Origin of the sequence: Streptomyces sp. Tue6028 (assembly GCF_002300165.1) — a bacterium.
In the GTDB taxonomy this organism is placed as follows: Bacteria; Actinomycetota; Actinomycetes; order Streptomycetales; family Streptomycetaceae; genus Streptomyces; species Streptomyces siamensis.
Genome location: NZ_MLCE01000003.1, coordinates 194138 through 218697, shown reverse-complemented (window position 1 = coordinate 218697; position 24560 = coordinate 194138). Strand labels below are relative to the sequence as shown.

9 protein-coding genes and 1 pseudogene are annotated in these 24560 nt (G+C 74.2%); 7 read left to right on the top strand and 3 right to left on the bottom strand.

Going from position 1 to position 24560, the window contains the following annotated elements; genetic code table 11:
• Positions 1-88: 88 nt before the first annotated feature.
• From BKI49_RS35645 to BKI49_RS02805, 5 genes and pseudogenes are all read left to right on the top strand, one after another.
• Entirely contained in the window at positions 89-14512 is a 14424-nt protein-coding gene (locus tag BKI49_RS35645; protein ID WP_257004588.1) for a type I polyketide synthase, read from the top strand.
• A 76-nt stretch (positions 14513-14588) separates the two neighbouring features.
• Positions 14589-17426, top strand: a complete 2838-nt coding sequence (locus BKI49_RS02820) for a thioester reductase domain-containing protein (RefSeq protein ID WP_306453533.1) — start codon at positions 14589-14591, stop codon at positions 17424-17426.
• A complete protein-coding gene (locus tag BKI49_RS02815) occupies positions 17423-18559 on the top strand; it encodes an alpha/beta hydrolase (RefSeq protein ID WP_095932562.1) in 1137 nt (378 codons plus the stop codon). The genes BKI49_RS02820 and BKI49_RS02815 overlap by 4 nt, the downstream gene beginning before the upstream one ends.
• Before the next feature lie 64 nt (positions 18560-18623).
• On the top strand, positions 18624-19403 hold the full coding sequence (locus BKI49_RS02810) for an alpha/beta fold hydrolase (protein WP_095932561.1): 780 nt from the start codon (positions 18624-18626) through the stop codon (positions 19401-19403).
• Between the two features lie 125 nt (positions 19404-19528).
• Positions 19529-20673 (top strand): annotated as a pseudogene (locus BKI49_RS02805) (MFS transporter); the annotation flags it as partial.
• Positions 20674-20711: 38 nt separating this feature from the next.
• Here BKI49_RS02805 and BKI49_RS02800 read toward each other — a convergent pair.
• The gene (locus BKI49_RS02800; RefSeq protein WP_095932560.1) at positions 20712-21491 is read right to left on the bottom strand and encodes a DeoR/GlpR family DNA-binding transcription regulator; all 780 of its coding nucleotides are present in this window, start codon (positions 21489-21491) and stop codon (positions 20712-20714) included.
• 123 nt (positions 21492-21614) lie between these two features.
• On the opposite strand from BKI49_RS02800, the gene BKI49_RS02795 reads away from it, so the two are divergent.
• Positions 21615-22505, top strand: a complete 891-nt coding sequence (locus tag BKI49_RS02795; protein ID WP_095932619.1) for an SIS domain-containing protein — start codon at positions 21615-21617, stop codon at positions 22503-22505.
• Between the two features lie 32 nt (positions 22506-22537).
• Entirely contained in the window at positions 22538-23389 is an 852-nt protein-coding gene (locus BKI49_RS02790) for a class II fructose-bisphosphate aldolase (protein ID WP_095932559.1), read from the top strand.
• A gap of 2 nt (positions 23390-23391) precedes the next feature.
• On the opposite strand, the gene BKI49_RS02785 is transcribed toward BKI49_RS02790, so the two are convergent.
• Positions 23392-23691 carry a hypothetical protein gene (locus BKI49_RS02785; RefSeq protein WP_095932558.1) on the bottom strand — a complete coding sequence of 100 codons (300 nt, stop codon included), beginning with the start codon at positions 23689-23691 and terminating at the stop codon, positions 23392-23394.
• Entirely contained in the window at positions 23688-24521 is an 834-nt protein-coding gene (locus BKI49_RS02780) for a phytanoyl-CoA dioxygenase family protein (RefSeq protein ID WP_095932557.1), read from the bottom strand. The genes BKI49_RS02785 and BKI49_RS02780 overlap by 4 nt, the downstream gene beginning before the upstream one ends.
• Positions 24522-24560: the final 39 nt, after the last annotated feature.

The following is a 24560-nucleotide window of genomic DNA, read 5'->3' as shown; positions in this document are numbered from 1 at the left end:
CTCGCAAAGAACCCAGCCTGCTCGCACAGAACCCAGACGGGTCGTGCGGGACCACGCTGAGCCCGAGTTCACGAGGACACCTCTTCAGATGCCTTCGCACGAATCCGAGAAGCCGTCACCCGAGACCCCCGTCACGACCCCTGAGGAAGCGCGGGCCTGGCTCACCTCGGCCGTCGCCCGGGCGGCCGGGCTCGACCCGCCGGCCGTGGACCCCGACCGGCCGATCGCCGAACTCGGACTGGGGTCAAGGCAGTTGGTGACCCTGGTGACGGAGCTCGCCGCACGGACCGGCCGGACACCCGAGCCGTCCCTCGTCTTCGACCACCCCACCATCGCCGCACTCGCCGAGGCGGTCCTCGCCGACGGGACCCCCGGCGTGACGCCTGTCCCGCAGGGCACGGCACCGGACCGGCTGCGGACGCGGGGCGACGACGACGTCGCGATCATCTCCATGGCCTGCCGCTTCCCCGGCGGTGCCGACGACCCCGAGGCGCTGTGGCGGCTGCTGGCCGCGGGCGAGGACGCCATCACCGAAGTACCGGCGGGCCGTTGGGACACCCGGGACCTCTTCGACACCGACCCCGAGGCCGTCGGCAGGACGTACACCCTGCGTGGGGGCTTCCTCGCGGACATCGACCGCTTCGACGCCTCCTTCTTCGGGATCTCACCCCGGGAGGCGGCGGCCATGGACCCGCAGCAGCGCCTGCTGCTGCGGACCGCCTGGGAGACCGTCGAGCGCGCCGGGATCGTGCCCGGGACCCTGAACGGCAGCTCCACCGGTGTCTACGTGGGCCTGTACGACAGCGGGTACATGGCGTCCGCCCAACTGGGCCTGCTCGACGGGCACGTCGGCACCGGATCGGCGTCCAGCGTCGCCTCCGGACGGATCGCCTACACCCTCGGCCTCCAGGGCCCTGCGGTGACCCTGGACACCGCCTGCTCCTCCTCCCTCGTCGCCCTGCACCTGGCCGCGCGGGCGCTGGCCGCGGGGGAGTGCGACATGGCGCTGGCCGGCGGTGCCACCCTGCTCGTCACCCCGCGTGGCCATGTCGAGTTCAGCAAGCTGCGCGCGCTGTCGCCGTCCGGGCGGTGCAGCCCCTTCTCCGCCGACGCGGACGGAGTGGTGTGGGCCGAGGGCTGCGGTCTGGTCCTGCTCAAGCGACTCGCGGACGCACGCCGTGACGGCGACCGGGTGCTCGCGGTCGTCAGGGGCTCGGCCATCAACCAGGACGGCCGCAGCCAGGGACTGAGCGCCCCGAGCGGCCCCGCCCAGGAACGAGTGCTGCGCGCGGCGCTCGACGCCGCCGGACTCGGACCCGACGACCTCGACCATGTCGAGGCGCACGGCACCGGAACGCGGCTCGGCGACCCCATCGAAGGCCGGGCCCTGGCCGCCGTCTTCGGCCCCGGGCGCCCCGCCGACCGACCGCTCGGCGTCGGTTCCCTGAAGTCCAACATCGGTCACACGCAGGCCGCGGCGGGCATCGGAGGCGTCCTCAAGACCGTACTGGCGCTCGGCCACGAACTGATCCCGGCCTCCCTGCACGCGGACCGGCCGACGGAGCACGTCGACTGGGCGGGCGGTGGCCTGCGCGTGCACAGCAGCGCCCAGCCCTGGCCACGACGCGGCGACCGCGTACGGCGGGCCGGGGTGAGCGCGTTCGGGATCAGCGGCACGAACGCCCACGTGGTGCTGGAGGAGGCACCGGCGGAACTCGCCCGCCCGCTCACCGGGCGGCCGCGTGCCGTCCGGCGGGACACCGGGCAGGACTCCGTGTCCGACGGCGCGCCCTCGACGTTCCGCGGGGCGCGGACATCCGCCGAGACCGCTGAGCAGCCGCAGCCGCAGCCGCGGTCCGAATCCGGGCCGGGCGAGACGTCGGCTCCTGTCCCGCAGGCGTACGTCGAGTCCAGTGAGCAGCCCCAGCCCCAGCCCGAGCCCCAGCCGCAGCCGCGGCCGCGGTCCGAATCCGGGCCGGGCGAGACGTCGGCGCCCGTGTCGCACGCGTCCGCCGAGTCCGCTGGACAGCCGAAGCCGAAGCCGACGCCGAAGCCGGATCCGGACCCGGCGCCGCAGTCCGAACCCGTCCCCGCCGAGCCGTCGGACGGTGGGCCCGCCGCGCCGCGCGGCATCCTCTTCCCGCTCTCCGCCCGAACTCTTCCCTCCCTCCAGGGGCAGGCGCGTCGGCTGCTCGGGGCGCTCGGCGCGGATCCGGGGCTGCCGCTGCCCGCCGTCGCGAGGACGCTCGCTCACCACCGCACGCACTTCGAGCACCGGGCCGTCGTCCGGGCGGGCGACCGCGACGAACTGCTGGCGGCGTTGCGGGGACTGGCCGACGCGCGGCCGGACACGGCGCTGACCGTGGGACCCCAGCAAGCGGCCCCGCCGGGAAAGGTGGCCTTCGTCTTCCCCGGCCAGGGCGCCCAGTGGGCCGGCATGGCCCGCGATCTCCTCGACGCGTCCCCCGTGTTCGCCGACGAACTCGACCGCTGCGACGCCGCGCTGCGTCCGTTCACCTCCTGGTCGGTGACGGCCGTGCTGCGCGGTGACGAGGGCGCCCCGTCGCCGGACCGCGTGGACGTCGTCCAGCCGCTCCTGTTCGCCGTGATGGTGTCCCTGGCCGCCGTGTGGCGGGCCCGAGGCGTGCGTCCCGACGCCGTGATCGGGCACAGCCAGGGCGAGGTCGCCGCGGCCTGTGTCGCCGGAGCGCTCGGCCTCAACGACGCGGCGGCGGTGGTCGCCCTGCGCAGCCAGGCCCTGACCGCGCTGTCCGGCACCGGCGCGATGGCCGTCGTGGCGCTCCCGCACACCGAGGTCGGGTCCCACCTCGCCGAGCTCGGCGGCCGGGTGTCCGTCGCCGCGGTGAACAGCGGCCGCTCGACGGTCGTCGCGGGAGACGTGGAGCCCCTGCGGACGCTGCTCGCCGACCTCGACCGCCGGCAGGTGTTCGTACGCCGCCTCGACGTCGACTACGCGTCCCACAGCGCCCAGGTGGAGTCCGTCCGCGGCACGATTGTCGACGAACTCGACGGCGTCACCACCTTCCCGTCCTCCGTCGCCTGGTACTCGACGGTCACCGCCGAGCCGGTCACCGAGGAGCTCGCGGCCGACTACTGGTACACCAACCTCCGTGAACCTGTCCGGTTCGGACCCACCGTGGAGCGCATGGTCGCCGACGGGTTCCGTCACTTCGTCGAGCTCAGCCCCCACCCCTCCCTGTTGACGGCCGTGCGCACCGTCGGCGACGAGCTCGACGCCGACCTGCTCGCCGTCGGCTCGCTGCGGCGCGACGAGGACGGGCCCGCCTGCCTCGACCGGGCGGCGGCCGAACTCCACGTCCACGGACGACGGATCGACTGGCGCCGGCTCATCGCCGCGACGGAGCCGGCCGACCTGCCGACGTACGCCTGGGACCCGCAGCGCCACTGGATCGAGCCCGAGCCGGCCGTGGCGGTGCCTGGCCTCCTCGACCGTGCCGCGCATCCGCTGCTCGGCGTCCAGCTGCGGTCCGCCGACGAGACCCGCTGGACCTTCCGCAACGAGTGGTCCCCGGCCACCGCCGACTGGCTGCCCGACCACACCGTGTTCGGCCGGACCGTGGTGTCCGGCACCACCCAGATGGAGCTGTGCCGCGCCGCGCTCGACGCGGCGCGCCCGGACGACCCTGCCGACGTCACCGACCTGGTGCTGCTCGCGCCCCTCGTGCTGCCGGACTCGGGCACGGTCGAGGTGTCCGTCGAGGTCGACGTCTCCGGTCCCGCACCGGAGATCACCGTGCACAGCCGCCCGCGCGGGCAGGCGGACCCGAGCTGGACCCTGCACGCCACCGCCTCCGCGGCGGCTCCTGCCCCGGACACGGCAGGCCCGGCGCCGCGGTGGCCGCGGACGGCGGAACCGTCCTGGAGCGCACAGACCTACGAACGGCTCGCCGCCCTGGGTCTTGGATACGGTCCTGCCTTCCGAAGCGTTCGGTCGGCGGCCACCACGGGTGAGGGCGAGTTGCTCGCCCGGCTCTCGTTGCCGGCCACGGCCCGGGACACGGCCGACCCGTACCCGGTGCACCCGGCCCTGCTCGACGCCGCGCTGCACGTGGCCGCCGCGCTCGACGCGGCGGACGGCCGGGCACGGCTGCCGGTCGCGGTGGGCCGCTGCGCGCTGCCGCCCGGCGGCGCGCACGACCTCACGGCGCTCGTGCGCCGGTCGGAGACATCCGGGACACGTACCGGGGAGGGGGAGCCCGGCGAGGACCTCACCCTGGACGTGACGCTGTGGGATGCCGACGGCCTCCCGGCGGGCCGGCTGGACGGCGTCCGGCTGCGGGTCGCCGATCCGGCCGACCTCGCCCGGGGCTCCGGGAACGCCCGCCACCTCTACGAAGTCGCGTGGACGCACGTGCCCGACGAGCCGGTCACGGAAGCCGCCCACGAGTGGGCGGTCGTCGGCGACCGGTCCGACCCCGAGGTGGAGGCGGCCCGGCGCGTGCTCGCGGCCGCGGGGACCGGCGGGCGCGAGGAGGACGCCGACGCCGTCGTACGTTTCTGGCCGCGTGCGGTGGCCGGCACGGAACCGGCCTCCGCCGCACACGAGTTGGCGGCGTCGGCGCTGGCCGAGCTGCGTGCCCTGATCGCGCTTCCGCGGGGCGGGGCACCCGCCCGGACCGTGTGGGTGACCCGGGGCGCGGTCGCCGCCGGGGACGCGGACGAGGTGCCGGGCCTGGCCCAGTCGGTGCTGTGGGGCCTGGCGCGCAGCGCCCGCGCCGAGCACCCCGACCTGGGGCTGACCCTGGTCGACCTCGACGGCTCCGATCCCGCCGGAGCTCTGCCTGCCGCCTTGGCGCGGGCCGACGAGCCCGAACTCGCCGTACGCGACGGCGCGTTGCTCGCTCCCCGGCTGGTTCGTGCGGCCCGCCCCGAGGCGAGCGGCGCGGCCGGGGCCGTGCCCACCGACGGCACGGTGCTGATCACCGGAGGCCTGGGCGCCATCGGCCGGCACATCGCCCGCCTTCTCGCCGAACGCGGCGTCCCGCGGCTGCTGTTGACCTCACGACGTGGTCCGGACGATCCACGGGCGGCCGACATCGTCGCCGAACTGCGCGCGCTCGGCGCCGAGGCCGAGGTCGCCGCGTGCGACGTAGCGGACGCGGCGGCCGTGGCCGACGTCCTGGGCCGCGTCGGCGCCGAGTCGCCGCTGCGCGGCGTCGTGCACTGCGCGGGCGTCCTCGACGACGGGGTGGTCGCGGACCTCACCCCCGACCGCCTCGCGAACGTGCTGCGCCCCAAGGTCGACGGCGCCGGCCATCTGCACCGGCTCACCGCCGACGCGCCGCTCGCCCTCTTCCTGCTGATCTCCTCCGCCGCGGGAGTCGTCGGCAGCGCGGGACAGGCCAACTACGCCGCGGCCAATGTCTTCCTCGACCAACTCGCCCTCCACCGGCGGGCCCTGGGCCTGCCCGGCACCTCCGTCTCCTTCGGAGCCTGGGCCGGTGAAGGCCTCGCCGCCGAACACGCCGACCTCGCACGGATGGCCCGGACCGGCCACCGCGCCCTCACCGCCGACGTGGGCCGGGAACTCGTCGAACTCGCCCTGTCCCAGGGCGCGCCCCACCTGGTCGCATGGTCCCTGGACCTGCCCCGGCTGCGGGAGGCCACGGCCGCCGCGGACGGCGCGACGACGGCCCTGTGGCGCTCGCTGCTGCCCGCGCCCCGCCCCGGCCGCGGCGGCGAGCTCGCCGACCGCCTGGCCCGGCTGCCGGAGCCCGAACGTGCCGCCCGCGTCCTGGCCCTGGTCCGCGAGGAGACCTCCCGCGCCCTCGGCCTGCGTGCGGCCGAGTCGGTCCGTCCCGATCAGCCACTGCGCGACCTCGGCATGGACTCGGTGACCGCGGTGGAACTACGCAACCGGATCAGCACCCGCATCGGCGCCAGGCTCCCCGCGACCCTGGTGTTCGACCACCCCACCGCGGCCCGGATCGCCGAACACCTGCTGGCCACCGCACTCGCGACGAGCGGGCCGGCGGCCCGGGCGACGGCGTCCGGCACCCGGCCCGCCGGCGGTCCGGCCCCCGCCTCCGACGAGCCGGTGGCCGTGGTCGCGATGGCCTGCCGCGCACCGGGCGGCGTCGACGACCCGGACGCGCTGTGGCGCCTGCTCGCCGAGGGCCGCGACGCGGTCGGCGCCTTCCCGGAGGGCCGCTGGGACGTGGAGGCGCTCTACGACCCCGACCCGGACGCCCTGGGCAAGACGTACGCCCGCGAAGGCGGGTTCCTGGACGACGACGCCCTCAGGACCTTCGACGCGGCCTTCTTCGGGATCACACCGAGGGAGGCGGCGGCCATGGACCCCCAGCAGCGTGTCCTGCTGGAGACGGCGTGGGAGGCGCTGGAGCGTGCCGGGATCGTGCCGGGCGAACTGGCGGGGAGCAGCACCGGCGTCTACGTCGGCATGTTCGGCAGCGACTATCTCGCGGGCTCCCGGCTCGACCAGCTCGACGGCTACGTCGGCACGGGTTCCGCGCTCAGCGTGGCCTCCGGCCGGCTCGCCTACGCCCTGGGCCTGCACGGCCCCGCCCTGACGGTGGACACCGCGTGCTCGTCGTCGCTGGTGGCGCTGCACCTGGCGGCGCAGGCCCTCAGGTCGGGAGAGTGCGACCTGGCGCTCGCCGGGGGCGTGACGCTCATGGTGACACCGCAGACCTTCGTGGAGTTCAGCCGGCTGCGCGGACTGTCCCCGACCGGGCGGTGCCGTTCCTTCTCCGACGACGCCGACGGCGCCGTCTGGGCCGAGGGCGCGGGCCTGATCGTACTGAAGCGGCTGAGCGACGCACGGCGCGACGGCGACGAGGTGCTGGCCGTGCTGCGCGGCACGGCCGTCAACCAGGACGGCCGCAGCCAGGGGCTTTCCGCGCCGAACGGCCCCGCGCAGGAACAGGTGATCCGCCGGGCGCTGGAGGCCTCGCGGCTGGAGCCCGCCGACATCGACCACGTCGAGGCACACGGAACGGGCACGACGCTGGGCGACCCGATCGAGGCGAACGCCCTGTCGGAGGTCTTCGGCCGTTCCCGTCCCGCCGGACGACCCCTCCACGTGGGCTCGCTCAAGTCCAACATCGGTCACGCACAGGCCGCTTCGGGCGTCATCGGGCTGATGAAGGTCGTGCAGTCGCTGCGCCACCAGGTGCTGCCGCGCACCCTGCACGCCGACACGCCGAGCCGCCACGTCGACTGGGAGGACAGTGGGCTGCGGCTGCTGCGCGACGAGGTGCCCTGGCCCGCCTCCGCCGAGCGCGTCCGGCGTGCCGGCGTGAGCGCCTTCGGTATCAGCGGCACCAACGCACACGTGATCGTGGAGGAGGCTCCCCGCGCCGAGGAAGCCGTACCGCAGGGGCAACCCGCCCCGGGGCAGCCGCTGTTCGTGCTGTCCGCGCGCGGCGGGACCGCCCTGCGGGGGCAGGCCGCTCGGCTGGCCCGGCACATCGGCGGCGGTGACGAGTTGCCCGCTGCCGCGCACACGCTGGCCAGGCACCGCAGTCACTTCGAGCGGCGCGCGGCGATCGTCGCGCACGACCGGGACGAGCTGCACGCCCGGCTCGACGCGCTGGCCGCGGGACGGGCACCGCTGGCACCGCGACGCGAGGAGAGCACCGGCAAGGTGGCGTTCGTCTTCGCCGGGCACGGCGGCCAATGGCCGGGCATGGGCCTCGAGTTGATGGCCGGGTCGCCCGCCTTCGGCGAGGAGCTCGCCCGCATCGACGCCGTCGTGCACCGGCACACCGGCTGGTCCGTCCTCAACGTGCTGCGCGCGCCCGAGGAGTTCTCCCCCCTCGACCGGACCGAGTACCTCCAGCCGGTGCTCTTCGCGGTGAACGCGGCCCTGGCCGCCGGCTGGCGGGCGCTCGGCGTCACCCCGGACGCCGTGGTCGGACACAGCCTGGGCGAGATCGCCGCCGCCTACGTCGCGGGCGCCCTCACTCTGGACGACGCCGTGAGGGTGGTGACCGGGCGCGCCGGAGCGGTCGCACCACTGGTCGGCGAGGGGGGCATGCTGTCCGTCGAACTGCCGCGGGCCGAGGTCGAGCGACTGCTCGCGCCGTACGCCGGCCGGCTCTTCGTCGCGGCGGTCAACAGCGGCCGTTCCACTGCCGTCTCGGGCCGGGCGGACGACCTGGCCGAGCTGCGCCGGCACCTCGACGAGCGGAGTGTCCCGGCCCGGCCGCTGTCGACGCCGTTCGCCTCGCACACGCCGTTGATGGAACCGCTCCGCGCGGACCTGCTCGACCGGTTCTCCCGCATCCGGGGCATCGTGGCACCGACCACGCTGTACTCGACGGTGCGCGCGGAACCCGTACCGGGCGACCTGCTCGACGCCGCGTACTGGTACGCCAATCTCCGCGAACCCGTCCGGTTCGCCGACACCGTCCGCGGCATGCTCGACGACGGCTACCGCTGGTTCGTCGAACTGAGCCCGCACCCGTCGCTCCTCCCGTCCATCGAGGCGGTGGCCGCCGAGGCGGGCACCGACGCGGTCGGCGTCGCCTCACTGCGCCGCCGGCAGGACGGACGCGACGTCCTGCTGCGCAGGCTGGGGGAGTTGTACGAGCGCGGGTACACCCCTGACTGGCGGACGTTGTTCCCCGAGGGGCAGAGGACCGACCTGCCGACGTACGCCTTCGCCCGTGAACGGCACTGGCTGGCCCCGGCGCCCGCGAGCGGCGGCGGCTCACCGCTGCTGGGCACGCACGTCGAGTCCAGCGACGAGCCCGACCGGCACCTCTTCCAGAGCGAGATCGACCTGCGCGACAGCAGGTTCGCCTATCTGACCGACCACCGCGTCGGCGGCGAGGTGTGGCTGCCCGGTGCGGCGTTCCTCGACATGGCTCTGGCCGCCGCGTCCGCCGTGCGGGACGGCCCCGACACGCGGCGAGCCGAAGTGAGCCTCGCCGACGTGCGGTTCCTCCACCCGCTGCGCCTCGATGAGGACCGGCCGGTACGACTGCAACTGGTCCTGCGGCCCGCCGCCGACGGTTCCCGGAGTTTCACCATCGCCTCGGCGACCGCGGGGGAACGGCCCGCGCGCTGGCAGCGGCACGTCGCCGGACGCCTCGTTGTCGACACCGGCGAGCTCACGGAGCAGTCCACCGCCGAACCCACGGCGGAGTCCACCGCTGACGCCATGGGGGGATCCGCCGCCGAAGCCACCGCGGAGTCCAAGGCCGAAGCCACCGCGGAGTCCAAGGCCGAACCCACCGCGGCGCCCACCGTCGGAGCCATCGGCGAGGCGTACGAGACGCCCCGCGCGCTCCGCGAACGGTGCTCGCAGGAAGCGGACCTGCCCGCCGTCTACGCACGCCTCGCCGCCCTGGGCATCGAGTACGGCCCCGCCTTCCGCGGCCTGGAGGCGGGCCACCGCACGGACACCGCGGCGCTCGGCCGCCTCGCCGACCGGGCCGCCGCCGGCCACCTGCTGCACCCCGCGGTCCTCGACGCCGCCTTCCACAGCGCCGCCCTGCCGGCCGGTGCCCCGCAGGAACGGGCCTTCGTGCCCGCCGGCGTCGGACGGCTCCGTTTCACCGGGCTGCGCACCACCCCCGTGTGGGTCACCTGCGTCCTGCGGTCCCTGGACGGCGACACCGCGACCCTGGACCTGCGGCTCTGGGACCAGGACGAACAACTTGTCCTGGAGGCAGTGGATTTCGAGCTCACCGCACTGTCACCACTGGACGGCGCGCTGTTCGAGACCCGCTGGCAGCCCCGGCCGGCCGCACAGGAGCCGCCGCCCCCGCAGGGCAGTTGGCTGATCCTGGCCGACGAGACCGGGACGGCCGACGAACTCGCCGAACGGCTCGGCACCTCGGTGCCCCATGTGATCGCCCGTCGCGGCGACACGTTCCGCAGGCAAGGACCGGGCCGGTACGTCCTCGACCCGGCCGACCCGGGCCAGCTGGCCCGGCTGCTGGACGAGGCGTTCGCCGACACACCGCCCGAGCGGGTGGTCCAGCTCTCCGCCCTCGACGCCCCGCCCGTCACGGACGCAGGCACGGCCGAGGAGTCGGCCCGGCTGTGCTGCCTGAGCACGCTGCATCTCGTACGCACCCTCACCGACCGCACCCGGGGCCCGGCCCCCCGGCTGTTCGTGATCGCACGGGGCAGCCAGGCCGCGGGAGGCAGCGAACAGGTGACGCACCCCGAGCAGGCGCTCGCCTGGGGGTTCGGGCTGGCCGTCGCGCAGGAGTACCCCGAGCTGTCCACCACCCTCGTCGACCTGCCGTCCGAAGGCGGCACCGACGCCCTGTGGACACAGCTGAGGCACGCCGACGACGAACGCCTCGTCGCGCTGCGGGAGTCGGGCCGCCTCGTGCCCCGCCTGGCCCGCACCCGCGCCGACGAGAGCGGGCACGGCGCCGTCACCGCGGACGGCGTGTACCTCGTCACCGGTGGCCTGGGCGGTCTCGGACGCGTCGTCGCCGAACGGCTGACCCGGCGGGGCGCCCGCCGACTCGCCCTGATGAGCCGGGGCACGCCCGACGCGGACACCCGGGACTGGATCCGCGGCATCGAGGAGCGGGGCGCCACCGTGCACCTCGTACGCGCCGACGTCGCCGACCGCGACGGCCTCTCGGCCGCCCTGGACGCCCTGCGACGCGAAGCCGGCCCGGTCGCCGGGGTCGTCCACGCCGCCGGTGTGCTCGACGACGCCACCGTGGCCCGGCTGACCGACGAACGCGTCCTGGGCGTCCTCGCCCCCAAGGTGCTGGGCACCGCCCTGCTCACCGAACTCGTCCCGGAGGCCGGGAACCTGGTCCTCTTCGCCTCCGCGGCCGGACTCCTCGGCTCGGCCGGACAGAGCCCGTACTCGGCGGCCAACGCCTTCCTCGACGCCTGGGCCCATCACCTCTCCCGCACCGACCGCCGCGCGCTGAGCCTCGACTGGGGTGCCTGGGCGGGAGTCGGCATGGTCGCCGAGTCCGGCACCCGGGCCGCGGAGACCGGCCGCTCGGGCCTGCTCGCCTTCTCACCGCAGGACGGCGGCGACATGTTCGAGCGCGTGCTCGGCACCGCACGCCGTCAGCTCGCGCCCATGGCGCTGGACTGGGAGATGCTGGCGCTCGCCCCGGACGTGGCGCGCTCCCGCCCGGTGCTCGCCGACCTCGTGGCCGCGCCGGCGCGCACGGCGGACCTGGACGGCCTCGTCAGGAAGGTGTTCGAGGCGACGCCGGGCCACGACCGCGCCACCTGGCTGGAGGCGTACGTACGCGCCCGGGTCGAGGAGGTCGCCGGAGGCGTCGTGGACGTGTCCGCCACCACGGCCCTGAAGGAACTCGGCCTCGACTCCCTGATGCTGGTGCGGCTGCGCAACGCCTTCGCCCGGGAACTGGGCGTCGAACTCCCGACGGCCGAGATGTTCTCGGCGAGCGACATCCGCTCTCTCGCAGGCTCCCTGGGCGAGGCACTGCCGGAACGCCCGACCTCGGCACCGGATAACCGGGAGGGCACGGCGGCCCACCCGCCGACGGGCGTGCCGGAGACCGAACTGCGACCCGTCACCCGTGACGTCGTACGCCTCCTGCGCAGCGCCCGGCCGGGCATGCCGGACGCCGCGCACGCCGTGGGCCTCGCGGTCCGGCTCACCGCACCCACCGACCGGGAGACACTGACCGGCATCGTCACCCGCCTCGCCGGACGGCACGCCGCACTGCGCACGGCGATCGTCAGCGACAGCGAGGCCGGGAGGCGGCTGCGCGTCGACCGGGAGCTCGCCACACCGCTGCTGCGCTGGACCACCATGGACGACCCGGCCGGACTCGACGCCGCGGCCCGGCTGAAGGAGCTGCTGGAGCCGCCCTTCGACCTGGCCCGGCCGCCGCTGTGGCGGTTCGAACTGCTCGACGGCGGCGCGCACGGCCAGATCCTGGTGTTCGGCGCCCACCACGCGGTCAGCGACCTCCAGTCGCTGCTGCTCGTGGCCGGGGAGATCGACGCCGAGCTGTCCGGCACCCCGCTCGGGAACGACGTCACCAACCGCGACATCGACCTGCTCATCGAGGCCCAGCAGCCGGGCGGCGACACCGCGGTCACCGAGTGGCGCGAGGCCTTCCACGGCAGCGAACGACTCGACCTCACCCTCGCCCGGCCCCGCCCGAGGACCCGCGCGTACCGTGCCGGCAGCGTCACCCTGGAGATCCCCGCCGGGCTCACCGAACACGTGGCGGAGGCGGCGGGCCGGCTCGCCGTCACCCCCGCCGCCTTCTGCCTCGGAGTCCTCACCGTGCTGCTCGCGAGGACGCGGCAGCGCGAGCGCTTCGTCCTCGCCGTGCCCGTGGACACCCGCATCCACGCCGACGCGCACGACGCCGTGGGCTTCTTCGGCGTGCCGGTGCCGTTCCCGGCCCGCGCCGGGGCGGACGAACGTGTCGAGGACGTGGTGCGCCGCACCGACAGCGGCCTCGACCGCATCCTCGCCCGGGGCGCCATGTTCTCCGACGTCCTGCCGGCCCTGGCCTCGCAGGGGCTGCACCGCCCCGAAGCCCCGCTGGTGGAGGTGTACTTCAACTACGTCCGCTCGTCGGCGGCCGGCCTCACCCACCTGGAAGTGCTCCCGGCCGGGACCGGCTACACCGACCTCGACCTGATGGTCACCATGACGCCCGACGCGCGCCGCGTCCGGCTCGACCACAACCTCGACATCCTCGACGCGGCCACCTCCACCGGACTCGGGGAGGAGTTCCTGCGCCTGCTCGCCGAGGCGGCGCAGGATCCGACGACGACGGTCGAATCCGCGAGAGGCACGGCGACGGCGGACGGTGCGGGAGACACGGCGACGACCAGTGCCGCGAGGGGCACGGCGACGGCGGGCGCCGCGGGAGACGCAGCTGCGGCAGTCGACGCGAGGGGTAGCGGCAGCGGTACGAGCGCGGAGGCCACCGTGCCGCGTGCGTTCGCCCTCGCGGCCACCTTCGCCCTCGGTGACCTGCCCCGCCTGTGTGAAGCGGCGCTGTGGGACGACACCCCGGACGGCGGCCTCACGGTCACGGAAGCCCCGTATCACCAGGTCCTCGCCGCCCTGCGGGACCCGTCGGGTGTCCTCGCCGACCCGGCCGTGGAGATCGGCGTGGTGCTGCTGCGCGCGGCGGATCTGACGCGGTTCGGGCCGGTGGACGACGGGCTGCTCGCCGAGCTGCGCGCCGCGTACCCCGCCGCGGTGCGGGACCTGACCGAGCGGACCCGGAAGCCGCTGATCGTCGGCTTCCTGCCGTCCGCCCGCGAGGAGGAGGACCGCTTCGCCCGCTGGGAGCGCGAACTTGCCTCTGATCTCGCCGAGTTGTCCGGCGTCGCGGTGCTCCGGCCCGACGACTGGACTCGTCGGCACGCCGTCGAGGACCGCTTCGACGAGCGCACCGAGCGCCTCGTCCACCTCCCCTTCACCCCACGCTTCCAGGCGGCGGTGGCCCTGAGCCTGGCCGACGTCGTCCGGGCCGTACGCCGTGCCGCGCCGAAGGTGATCGCGGTGGACGGCGACGAGACCCTGTGGGGCGGAGTGGCAGGGGAGATCGGTCCGTCGGCCGTGGACCTGACCGGCCCGCGCGCCCTGCTGGCGCGGCGGCTGCTCGACTGGCGTGCCGCGGGTGCGCTGCTGGTGCTGGTCAGCAACAACGACGAGGACACGGTCCGGTCCGTCCTCGACCGGCCCGAAAGCCTCCTGAAGGCCGAGCACTTCAGCGTGCTCTCCGCCGCCTGGGGCCCGAAGGCCGGCCGTCTCGCCCAGGTGGCGCGCACGCTCAACCTGGGACCGGACAGCTTCCTGTTCCTCGACGACAACCCGGTGGAGATCGCGGGGGTGCGGTCGGCACTGCCTCAGGTGCTGTCGGTTACCTGCCCACCGGTCGCCGAACTGGAGGAGTTCCTCGGCCGGTTGTGGCCGCTGGTCCCGGCCGCGGCTACCGCCGAGGACGCACTTCGGGCCCGCTTCTACGAACAGGAACGGGAACGGGACGCCGCACGCGACCAGGCCGGATTCGAGGAGTTCCTCGACCAACTGGGTCTGGAGGTCGACATCCGCGAGCTGAGCGGTACGGACGTGCCGCGGGCCGAGCAACTCGTACGCCGCACGAATCAGTTCACCCTCCGAGCGCGGTCCGCCGACGGCGGCGACCTCGCCCGGTGGCGGGAGCGCGGAGAGGTGTGGACGGCCGCGGCCCGGGACCGCTTCGGCGACTACGGCCAGATCGGGCTGCTCGCCGTTCGCGCCGAGGGCGACCAACTGGACGTACTGGCCTGGATGCTGAGCTGTCGCGCGCTCGGCCGGGGCGTCGAGGAACACCTGCTGCGCCGACTGGCCGACCACGCCGAGCGGCTCGGCTGCGCCAAGGTGCGGCTGACCGCGGAGCGCACCCCGCGCAATGCGCCCGCCCGCCGGCTCCTCGCCGCGCTCGGCGGCGGCGATCCGGACGACGAGCGGCTGGAGAGCGTGGTCGCACCGGAACAGCTGCGGGCCTTCCGCTCCTGGCGGCAGCCGTGAAGTCCGCGGCGAGCAGGAGCCGGCCTCCCGGCGGCAGCAGTGAAGAACACGACCGTGCACACCGTGAAGGGTTCTCATGCCTGACGTGAACGACGACGCCCCGGCGCAGACCGGGCAGCGCGCGACCGCCGAGTCGATCGAGCGGGGCGGTGGAGGGCTCGACGTGGACGCCCTGCTGGCCAGGGTCCGGTCGGCCACCACACCGCCGGGAACCGGCCCGCACGCTCCGGCCGATGCCGCGGTCGCCGTGGGCGTACCCGGCCCCGCGAGCCATGGTGACGGCGACACCGCCGGGGCGGGGGCGACGGCGACACAGCCGGGGCCGGGGACGGACTCCGGCTCCGGCGCGGGTGCCGATGCACCCGGCAGCGGCACGGCTTCCGGTGCCCGGAGCGAGGGGAATTCACCCGGTGCGGCCTCCGGCAGCGGCGTCGGCACGGCCTCCGGCAGCAGTACCGATACGGAGTCGCCCGGCAGCGGCGGGGCATCCGGCCCGGCGCCGCTCCACGCGGGCGGCGCCGACGCCCTGCGGGACGTGGACGCGCTGGCCGCCGCCATCGCGGCCGCCGCGGCTCCGTACGTGCCCGACGGGCAACTGCCGCTCGACGCGGACTTCTTCGACGCCGGGGGCAGCTCCGTGGGCGCCGTGGAACTCGTCGCGGAGCTGGAGCGGATACTCGGGACGGAGGTCGGTCTGGACGACGTGTTCGCCGACGCCCGTCCGCTCAGCCTGGCACGACGGTGGCTCCCGGCCACCGGATCCGGAACCGCCCTCGCGATCGCGCCGGAAACCCCGGTGGTCGAGCCGAGTCCAGCCGCGCCGTCCGCTCCGGTGGACGGTCGGGCGGGCGGCGCGTCCACTGGCCTCGTGACGCCCCCCGACGGCCGGGCAGTTGCCGTGACCACCCGCCCTGCGGCCACCGCCGGCACCCGCCCGACGCGCCCCGCCGGCCCGCGGCCCGCGCCCCCAACACGTCCGCTCCCCGCCGTAGCCCCAGGCCCCCTCCCCGTCCCGTCCCCGCACACCCCGCCGTTCACGGCGGCCGCCTCCGCACCCGACGGCCGCGCCGCCGCGTTCGCCACGGCGCGCCCGGAGGATCTGGACCAGATCCTCGCCGACCTCGCGCTCGCGGACCGGCTCCCCTGGACCGGCGCCCCCGAACCGCTGCCGCCCCGCCGGGTCCTGCTGACCGGCGCCACCGGCTTCCTCGGCGGCCACATGCTGCTGGACCTGTTGCGGCACACCGACGCCCACGTCCACTGCCTGGTGCGCGCCGCGGACGAGGAGTCGGCCACCGCACGGCTCGGCGAGCAGCTCAGGAGCTACCGGCTTCCCTGGTCGTCGGAGGTCCGCCGCCGGGTGACGGTGCTGCCCGGCGACATCCGGAGCCCACGGCTCGGCCTGTCCGACGAGCTGTGGGACACCCTCGCCCACGAACTGGACAGCGTCGTCGGTGTGGCGGCGGCCGTCGACTTCCTGCGCGGCTACCCATCGCTGCGGCGCAGCAACGTCCTCGGTGCCCTGGCCCTCGCCGAGCTCGCCGCGACCGGACGGCCCAAACCGCTCCATCACATCTCCTCGATCGCCGTCTTCAACGAGGTCGGCATCGCCTCGATGGGCGAGGACGACCCCCTCGCCCGCATCGACCGTCTCGTCTCCGGGTACGACCAGAGCAAGTGGGCGGCCGAGGTCGCGCTCCGCCGGGCCCGCGACCACGGCCTCGTGGTCACCGCTCTGCGCCCGGGCGGCATCGGCGGTCACACCAGGACCGGCGCCTACAACCCCCAGGACCTCAGCAGCGGCCTCATCTCCGCCTTCGGCCGCTTCCGCACCGTGCCCGCCTTCCGGCACCTGAACGCGGCCCCGGTCGACTGGGTCAGCCGCGTCGCGGTCGCCGCCGTGTGCGACCCCGACGCCTGGGGGTACGACTACAACCTGACCGGTGTGCCCAACACCCTGGACGACGTCGTACGCGACATGGCGCTGGGCGGCATGCATGTGCGCGTGCAGGGCTGGGACGAGTGGCGCGCCGACACCCTGGCCCGCCTGGACGCCGAACCGGTGCCCGAACTCGCCTTCCTCGGCCGTGTGTTGCGCAGCCCCACCGCCCTCAAGCTGTGCGAGGCGACCCTCACCGGACCGGCGGCCACCGACGACCGGACGACGGCGCTCGTCGAGTCGCTCGGACTGCCGGGGGCGGCTCGCTACGACGCGCGGGCCCAGCTCAGCACGTTCGAGCGGCTCGCCGAGGACGGTCTCGCCCGGCTGCCCGGCAAGGACGACCAGCCGTACCTCTGGTTCGCCGAGACGACCGAAGGAAGCGTCGGCCCGGTCGGCGCGCCGCCCGAGGTGCCCTGCTCCATGGCGCTCACCCTGTCCATCGCGAGCATGTACCAGCTCGTGAAGGAGCGACGGGTGGACGTCGCCGGCACGCTGACCTGCACTGCCCTGCACCCCGAGCCGCTCACGGTCGAGGTCGGCGACCTCTGGGTGCGCCCCGAGGAGGGCATTCCGCAGGAGCACGGGATGCGCCACCAACTCCTGCGCTACAGGCTGTCGTTGCGGGACGCGGACGGCGGGAGCTGGTGGCTGGAGGGCCACAAGTACGCGCGGGCCCGCCGCGACGTCTGGCGGCAGGCCCGCGCGCTGACCGTCGAGATCGGCCGCGAGGGCGAACCGGCCACTCTGGCGGGCGAGATGGTCGTACCCGCCGACCGTTACGTGCGCGACCAGATCGACGGCATCAAGGTCGACCCGCGCCTGACCGGCCCGGAGAAGCGCGCCGCCAAACTCACCTGGCTCGCCTGGTTCGGCGCGGAAGTGGGCCGCGGACTGCTCGGCCCCTTCGCCCGCGCCGCCGCGGACCTCCTCGACCTGCGCCGCACCCCCACCCTCACGGAGCACAAGCGATGATCTTCAGGACGACCGGCTCACCGGCCCGGACCGCCCGGCGCGGGGCGAGGACCGCCACGGTCCCGCGCCCCCTGCGCCACCGCCTCGATCCGGCGGCCGTCGAGGAGATCCCGTTCCGCGCGGGCGACGGCGTCAGGCTCGGCCTGACCCGCATCGGCGACGGGTCGGGCGAGGGCCCCGCGGTGCTGCTGCTGCACGGACACACCGCGTCCGCCGACATGTTCCTGCTGCCCGAGACCCGCAACCTGGTCGACGTACTGCTCGACGACGGCTACGAGCCCTGGCTGCTCGACTGGCGGGGCAGCTGCCGACTCCCGTACAACGAGACCGGCCGGAGATACACATACGACGACGTGGCCCTGTACGACATCCCCGAGGCCGTCGCGTACATCAGGCAACGCATCGGGGACCGGCCGCTGTTCGTGGTCGCCCACTGCATCGGCTCCCTCGCGCTGTCGCTGAGCATGACGGCGGGGCTCGTTCCCGGACTCGCGGGCGTGGTGTCGCAGGGCGTGTTCCTGACGCCGAAACTCGCGGGGCGCACCTCGCTGCGCATGTCCGTGGCCGGGGAACTGCTGAAGGGCCGGATCGACCACATCCCGGTCGACTTCCGCACGGTCGGTCTGAGATCGAAGTACACGCCGCTGTTCGCGCTGGCCGGCCGGAAGGCCGGCTGTCCGGACCCGACCTGCCAGATCCTGCACAACTCAGCATGGGGCACGGGCGCCTCGCTCTTCGTGCACGAGCACCTCTCCGAGACCACCCACCATCGGCTCGCCGAGCTGCTCGGCCCCGCCCCGCTGTGGATCCTGCCGCATCTGCGCCGGATCGAACTGGCCCGTACCGTGGTCCGCTGGCACGACACCGACCATCGCTACCGGACCCTGCCGGCGAACGCGCTGGACGCGGCGGCCCGCATCGACACTCCCGTCCTGCTCCTCGCGGGCAGCGAGAACGGGCTGTGGCTCGACTCCCAGGAACTGTGCCGCGACGTCCTCGCCCGGCGGCAGCCGCAATTGGACGTGTCCTACACGGAGATCCCCGGCTACGGCCACCTGGACACGTTCCTCGGCCGGGGCGCCGCCCTCGACGTGTTCGGTCACATCCTCGATTTCCTCGGCGAACGCCGATGACGCCGGGCCGGGCCGACAGCTACCGTACTCGCCAGTAACCGGACCTCACTCCAGGAGGAGCCCCATGCCGCAGCTCGAAGTCGACGGCGCAGCCCTGACGTACGACGACGAGGGCCCGCGCGACGGCGACGGCGTGCCCCTGGTCTTCGTGCACGGCTGGACGGCGAACCGGCACCGCTGGGACCACCAGGTGGCGCACTTCTCCGACAGCCGGCGGGTGATCCGCCTCGACCTGCGCGGGCACGGGGAGAGCAGCGGGTCGGGGGTGCGGACGATCGCGGAGCTGGCGAAGGACGTCCTCGCGCTCCTCGACCATATGAAGGTCGAGCGGTTCGTACTGATCGGTCACTCCATGGGCGGGATGATCTCGCAGACCATCGCCCTGTCCCACCCCGAGCGGCTGGAGCGCATGGTGCTGGTGAACTCGATCAGCCGGATGACCTACAGCCGGGGGAGGGGGCTGCTCATGGCGGCGTCCACCCTCGCCCCCTTCAAAGTGTTCATCGCGGCCAACATCCAGCGCGCCTTCGCACCGGGCCATCCGCGCGAGGAGATCCGGGAGTACGTCCGGGCCTCCGGCGACACCCCGCGCGAGGTGGTCATGACGCTCTACGGCGCCATGCGGGCCTTCGACGTCCTCGACCGGGTCGGTGAGATCCGCACCCCGACCCTGATGGTGCACGGCTACCACGACATCCAGTTGCCCGTGTCGCAGATGCTGCGGATGGCGAAGGCCTACCCGGACGCCGTGGTGCGGATCCTGGACGCGGGCCACGAACTGCCGGTCGAGAAGCCGGAGGAGCTGACGGCGGCGGTCGACGCTTTCGTGACCGGCCGGGGGTGACACGGCGGGCCGCCGCGGATGTCCCGCGGCGGCCCCGGCTACTCGTGCCGGGCCCCGCAGACCGCGTCGACCCCGGCTTCCCGTGACCTCCGTGTCCCCGCGACGGCCTTCGTCGCCAGTCAGTTCCACGGCGATTCGGCATGGCGGTGGGCATCTGGGCGATGGTCTCCGCGGTGTCCACGGCACTCGGCCCCATCGTCGGGGGCCTGCTCGTCGAGCACGTCGGCTGGGAGTCCGTCTTCTACGTCAACGCGCCGATCGGCGTCGTCGCCCTGGGGTTCAGCGCCCTGGTGCTCCCGCAGAGCAGGAACGGCACCGGCCGGCACGCCTTCGACGTCGTCGGGGTCGTCCTCCTCGCCCTCGGTCTGCTCAGCGCTGTGTTCGGCGTGGTCAAGGGAGAGACCTGGGGCTGGTCGTCGGCCGGCACCTGGGGCGCCATCGGCGCCGGCGTGGCGATCCTCGTCCTCTTCGGCCGCACCAGACCCGCATCGAGCACCCGCTGCTCCCGATGCGCCTCTTCCGCAGCCGGGCCCTGACGACGGGCACGGTCGTCACCGCCCTGAACTTCTTCGTGCTGCTCGGCGTGATCTTCTTCGTGATGCTCTACCTGCAGAACGTACGCGGCTGCACACCCGTCGAAGCCGGCGTCCGCACCCTGCCGCTCAGCCTGGCCTCCCTGATCGCCTCCCCGCTGGGAGCCGCGCTCACCGGCCGCTTCCGAGCCCGCCTCACCATGCCGCTCGGCATGCTGCTCCAGTCCGCCGCCTGCTTCGGGATGCTGACGTGGCGGACCGACTCCTCCTACGCCACGATGTGGCCGCCGTTCGTCGCCCTGGGGCTGGGCGTCGGCATGGTGCCGGCCGCGTCCTCGGACGCCATCGTCGGCAACGCCCCGGTCCGGGACGGCGGTGTCGCGGGCGGACTCCAGGCCACGTCGCTCCAGATCGGCGGTGCGCTCGGCACGTCCGTACTGATCTCGGTGATCAGCGCGAGGGTCGGCGCCACCCTCGGCACGGAACTGACCGGGGCGGGCGTGCCGTCGGCCCTGGCCGGGCAGCTCGGCGGGGCCACGGACGCGGTGTCGATGGGCGTGGCGCCGGTCGCCGACGGGATGCCCGCGCGCCTCGCGGCGGCCGTGGCCGAGGGCAGCGGCCGGGCGTTCCTCGACGGCGTGCACTCGGCCGCGGTCCTCACCGGCGTGCTGTGCCTCGGAGGAGCCGCGCTCGCCGCCGCCGGGATCCGGCGGGGCGCGGCGGCCGAGCCCCGCTGAGCGAAGGGCGGCGGTGCCCACCCGCCGGGCGGGCACCGTCACACGGCGACGACCGCCACCCCGGCTTCCTCGAACAGCCGCACCGTCTCCTGCCGCACCGCTGAGTCGGTGACCAGCGTGTCCACCGAGCCCGCCGCGCAGATCCGCGCGAACGCCCGCTGGCCGAGCTTGCTGGAGTCGGCGGCGACGATCACGCGCTCGGCGCGCTCGCACAGGAGGCGGTTGATGGCGGCCTCCGCCTCGTCATGGGCGGCGGCGCCGTGCGTGGCGTCGAAGGCCACCACGCCGAGAACGGCCACGTCGAGGGTGATCTGGCCCAGCACGCCGTCCGCGAGGGGGCCGATGAGTTCGTACGACTGCGGACGGGCGACCCCGCCGGTCACCACGATCTTGAACTGGGGGCGCACGGCCAGTTCGTTGGCGATGTTCAGAGCATTGGTGACGACGGTCAGCGCGGGGGACCCCGAGGCCAGATCCGGGCGCACGGCCAGGGCGCGGGCCACCTCGGTGGTCGTGGTCCCACCGGTCAGGCCCACCGCCTCACCGGGGGAGATGAGTCCGGCCACGGCCGTGGCGATGCGCTGCTTCTCGGAGGCGTGGCGGGCGGTCTTGTAGCGCAGCGGCAGTTCGTACGAGACGCCGTGCACCACCGCGCCGCCCCGGGTGCGCACGAGCATCTGCTGCTCGGCGAGCTGGTCGAAGTCGCGCCGGATCGTCGCGGCCGACACCTCCAGCTGGGCCGCGGCCTCCTCGACATCCAACCGCCCCCGCTCCACGAGCAGTTCCAGCAGCGCCTTCCAGCGGGCGTCGCGCGACATCCGCACTCTCCGTTCCTCGTTCCTCCGTGACCCTAGCGCACCCCACTCCCACCACGAATGCTTGATTGTGCTCGAAACCTCGCTATATCTTGCATGAACAAGCATCAGTGGGAGGGGTACGACATGACCCATGTCGAGCAGGAGCTGACCAGCCAGCCCGAGTGCTGGATCCGCGCCGCGGAACAGGCCACCGCACACGGGGCGGCACTGCCGGCGGCGGGGGAGCGCGTCGCGATCGTGGGGTGCGGCACCTCCTTCTTCATGGCCCAGGCCGTGGCGGCACTGCGGGAACAGTCCGGCCAGGGCGAGACCGACGCCTTCGCCGCCTCGGAGTTCCCCGGCGCCCGCGCGTACGACCGAGTCGTCGCCCTCACCCGTTCGGGGACCACCACCGAGGTGCTGGAACTCCTCGCGCGACTGCGCGGGAGCACGCGCACCACCGCCATCACCGCCGACCCGCGCACACCCGTGATGGAGTCGGCGGACGACGTCGTCGTGCTCGACTTCGCCGACGAACGCTCCGTGGTCCAGACCCGGTTCGCGACCACCGCGCTCACCCTGCTGCGGGCCCACCTCGGCCTGCACACCGACGCCGTCGTCGCCGACGCGCGCACCGTGCTTCGGACCCCGCTGCCCGCGGGGCTCGTGGATTGCACGCAGTTCACCTTCCTCGGCCGCGGCTGGACCGTCGGCCTCGCCAACGAGGCCGGCCTCAAGATGCGCGAGGCGTCCCTCGCGTGGACCGAGGCCTATCCCGCGATGGAGTACCGGCACGGCCCCATCAGCATCACCACCCGCGGCACCGCCACCTGGATGCTCGGCGACGCGCCGGACGGGCTCGCCGACCAGGTGCGCGAGACCGGCGGCCTGTGGGTGGACGGAGGCCTCGATCCGCTCGCCGAACTCGTCCGCGCGCAGCGGCTCGCCGTCGCCGTCGCCTCCGCCCGCGGCCTCGACCCCGACCGGCCGCGCCACCTCACCCGCTCCGTGATCCTCAGCCCGGCGAGTCACTGAACCGGCGGACCGCCGCCAGCAAAGGAGGAGTTGTGCCACTCGCCGCAACCGGTGAACTGGTCGCCGAGGCCGCAGCGGCACGGACCGCCGTCGCCGCGTTCAACGTCATCACCCTGGAGCACGTCGAGGCCGTCATCGCGGGCGCCGAGTCCGCCGGCTCGCCCGTCGTCCTCCAGGTCAGCGAGAACGCGGTCAAGTTCCGCTACGGAAGGCTGCTCCCACTGGCCCGGGCCGCCTCGGCGGCGGCCGAACGGGCCTCGGTACCCGTCGCGTTGCACCTCGACCACGTCCAGAGCGACGACCTGCTGCGGCAGGCACCCGGCGCCGGATTCAGCTCCGTGATGTACGACGCCGCGCGCCTGCCCTACGACGAGAACCTCACCGCGACCCGGGTCGCCGCCGACTGGGCCCACGCCCGAGGCCTGTGGATCGAGGCGGAGCTGGGCGAGGTGGGCGGCAAGAACGGCGAGCCGGCGCTGGACGCGCACGCACCGGGCGCCCGGACCGATCCCGCCGAGGCCCGTGCCTTCGTGGCCGATTCCGGTGTGGACGCACTGGCCGTCGCGATCGGCAGTTCGCACGCCATGACCACGCGCACCGCGGCCCTCGACCACGACCTGCTCAAACGGCTGGCCGCGACGCTCGGTGTGCCGCTCGTCCTGCACGGCTCCTCCGGGGTGCCGGACGACGAGCTCCGGGCGGCCGTCGCGGGCGGCATCACCAAGGTCAACGTCGGCACCGCCCTGAACCTCGCGATGACCGGCGCCGTCCGCGAGTTCCTCGCCGCCCACCCCGAGGCCGTGGACTCGCGCAAGTACCTCAGCGTGGGGCGGGAGGCGATGGCCCGGACGGTCGCGCGGCTCATCGGCGTCCTACGGGCCTGACGTCACACGGGGCCGCCGCCCGAACCGGCGCCGGCCTCGACGAGCTTCTCGAAGAAGAACTCGTGCTTGAGGAACGACACGTCGTACTCGTGCCCTGGATGCGGCGGGAGCAGCTGCGCCGCCTGGAACAGCCGCCAGCCGTCCTCCAGGGCGTGCACACCCGACTTGTAGGGCGGTTCGTCGCCGTCCCCGGTCGTGGGGGAGGTACGGCCCGTCCCGTCGTAGGACGACCAGCCCACCACCTCGGAATCGAGCGCCGAGGTGGCGAGGTACAGCACCAGAACCTGCTGACGGGTACTCATACGGCTTCCTCCTGAGGGCGGTTGGAGACCCGGGTCACCCAGTGGTCCAGGTCGTAGGAGTCGTCCCCGGTCAGTGAGCGCCACAGCAGGACGCGGTTGTAGACCTCCAGCCGGCCGGTCGCCGGCTCGTACCAGGGGAATGTCGTGGCGAGTTCCTCCGCCACCCGGGGGTCCCCGAGGTCCGAGGTGTCCCACAGCCGCCGCTGGCGTACCGACGGATTGAAACGGATCTTGAACATGTAGCGCGCCCTGTCGCTGTCGTTGCGCCGCCCGCCGTGCCACAGCCCATGGTGCAGAAACACCACGGTGCCCGCCGGGCAGACGAGCCGGCTCTGCCCGCGCAGATTCTGGTAGCGCCCGGTGTCCGACTCGTTCGTGCGGCGCAGATGACTGCCCGGGACGCTGAGGGTGCCGCCCATGTCGAGCGTGACGTCCTGCGGGTAGTACATCAACTGGACGTCGAAGGCATCGGTGCGTACGTCGATGATCGCGTCGCCGTGCAGCGGCTGCGCCTGCCCCTCGCGCGGCTCGCGGATGTGCACGGCATGATGGTCGACGGACGGGCCCGGGCCGACGAGACTGCGCAACGCACCGGCGACGAAAGGTAGTTCCAGGAGTCGGCGGACGAACGACCCCTCCGGGTAGGCGTCCGCGACGGGTGTGCCGTACGGCACGTCGGGAAGTCCCCCGCGCAGCACCTCCATCCCTTCGGCGTTCATCTCGGCGGGCACCACGGCATCCAGTCGCAAGGAGCCGTGGGCCACGAAGTGCGCCATCGCGACCGAACTGAGAAGGGTGCTGCCCGTCGATTGCTCCCACGTGGTGGTCATGAGCGCCAACGTAGGTCCGTCCGCGTCGTCGGCGCGTTG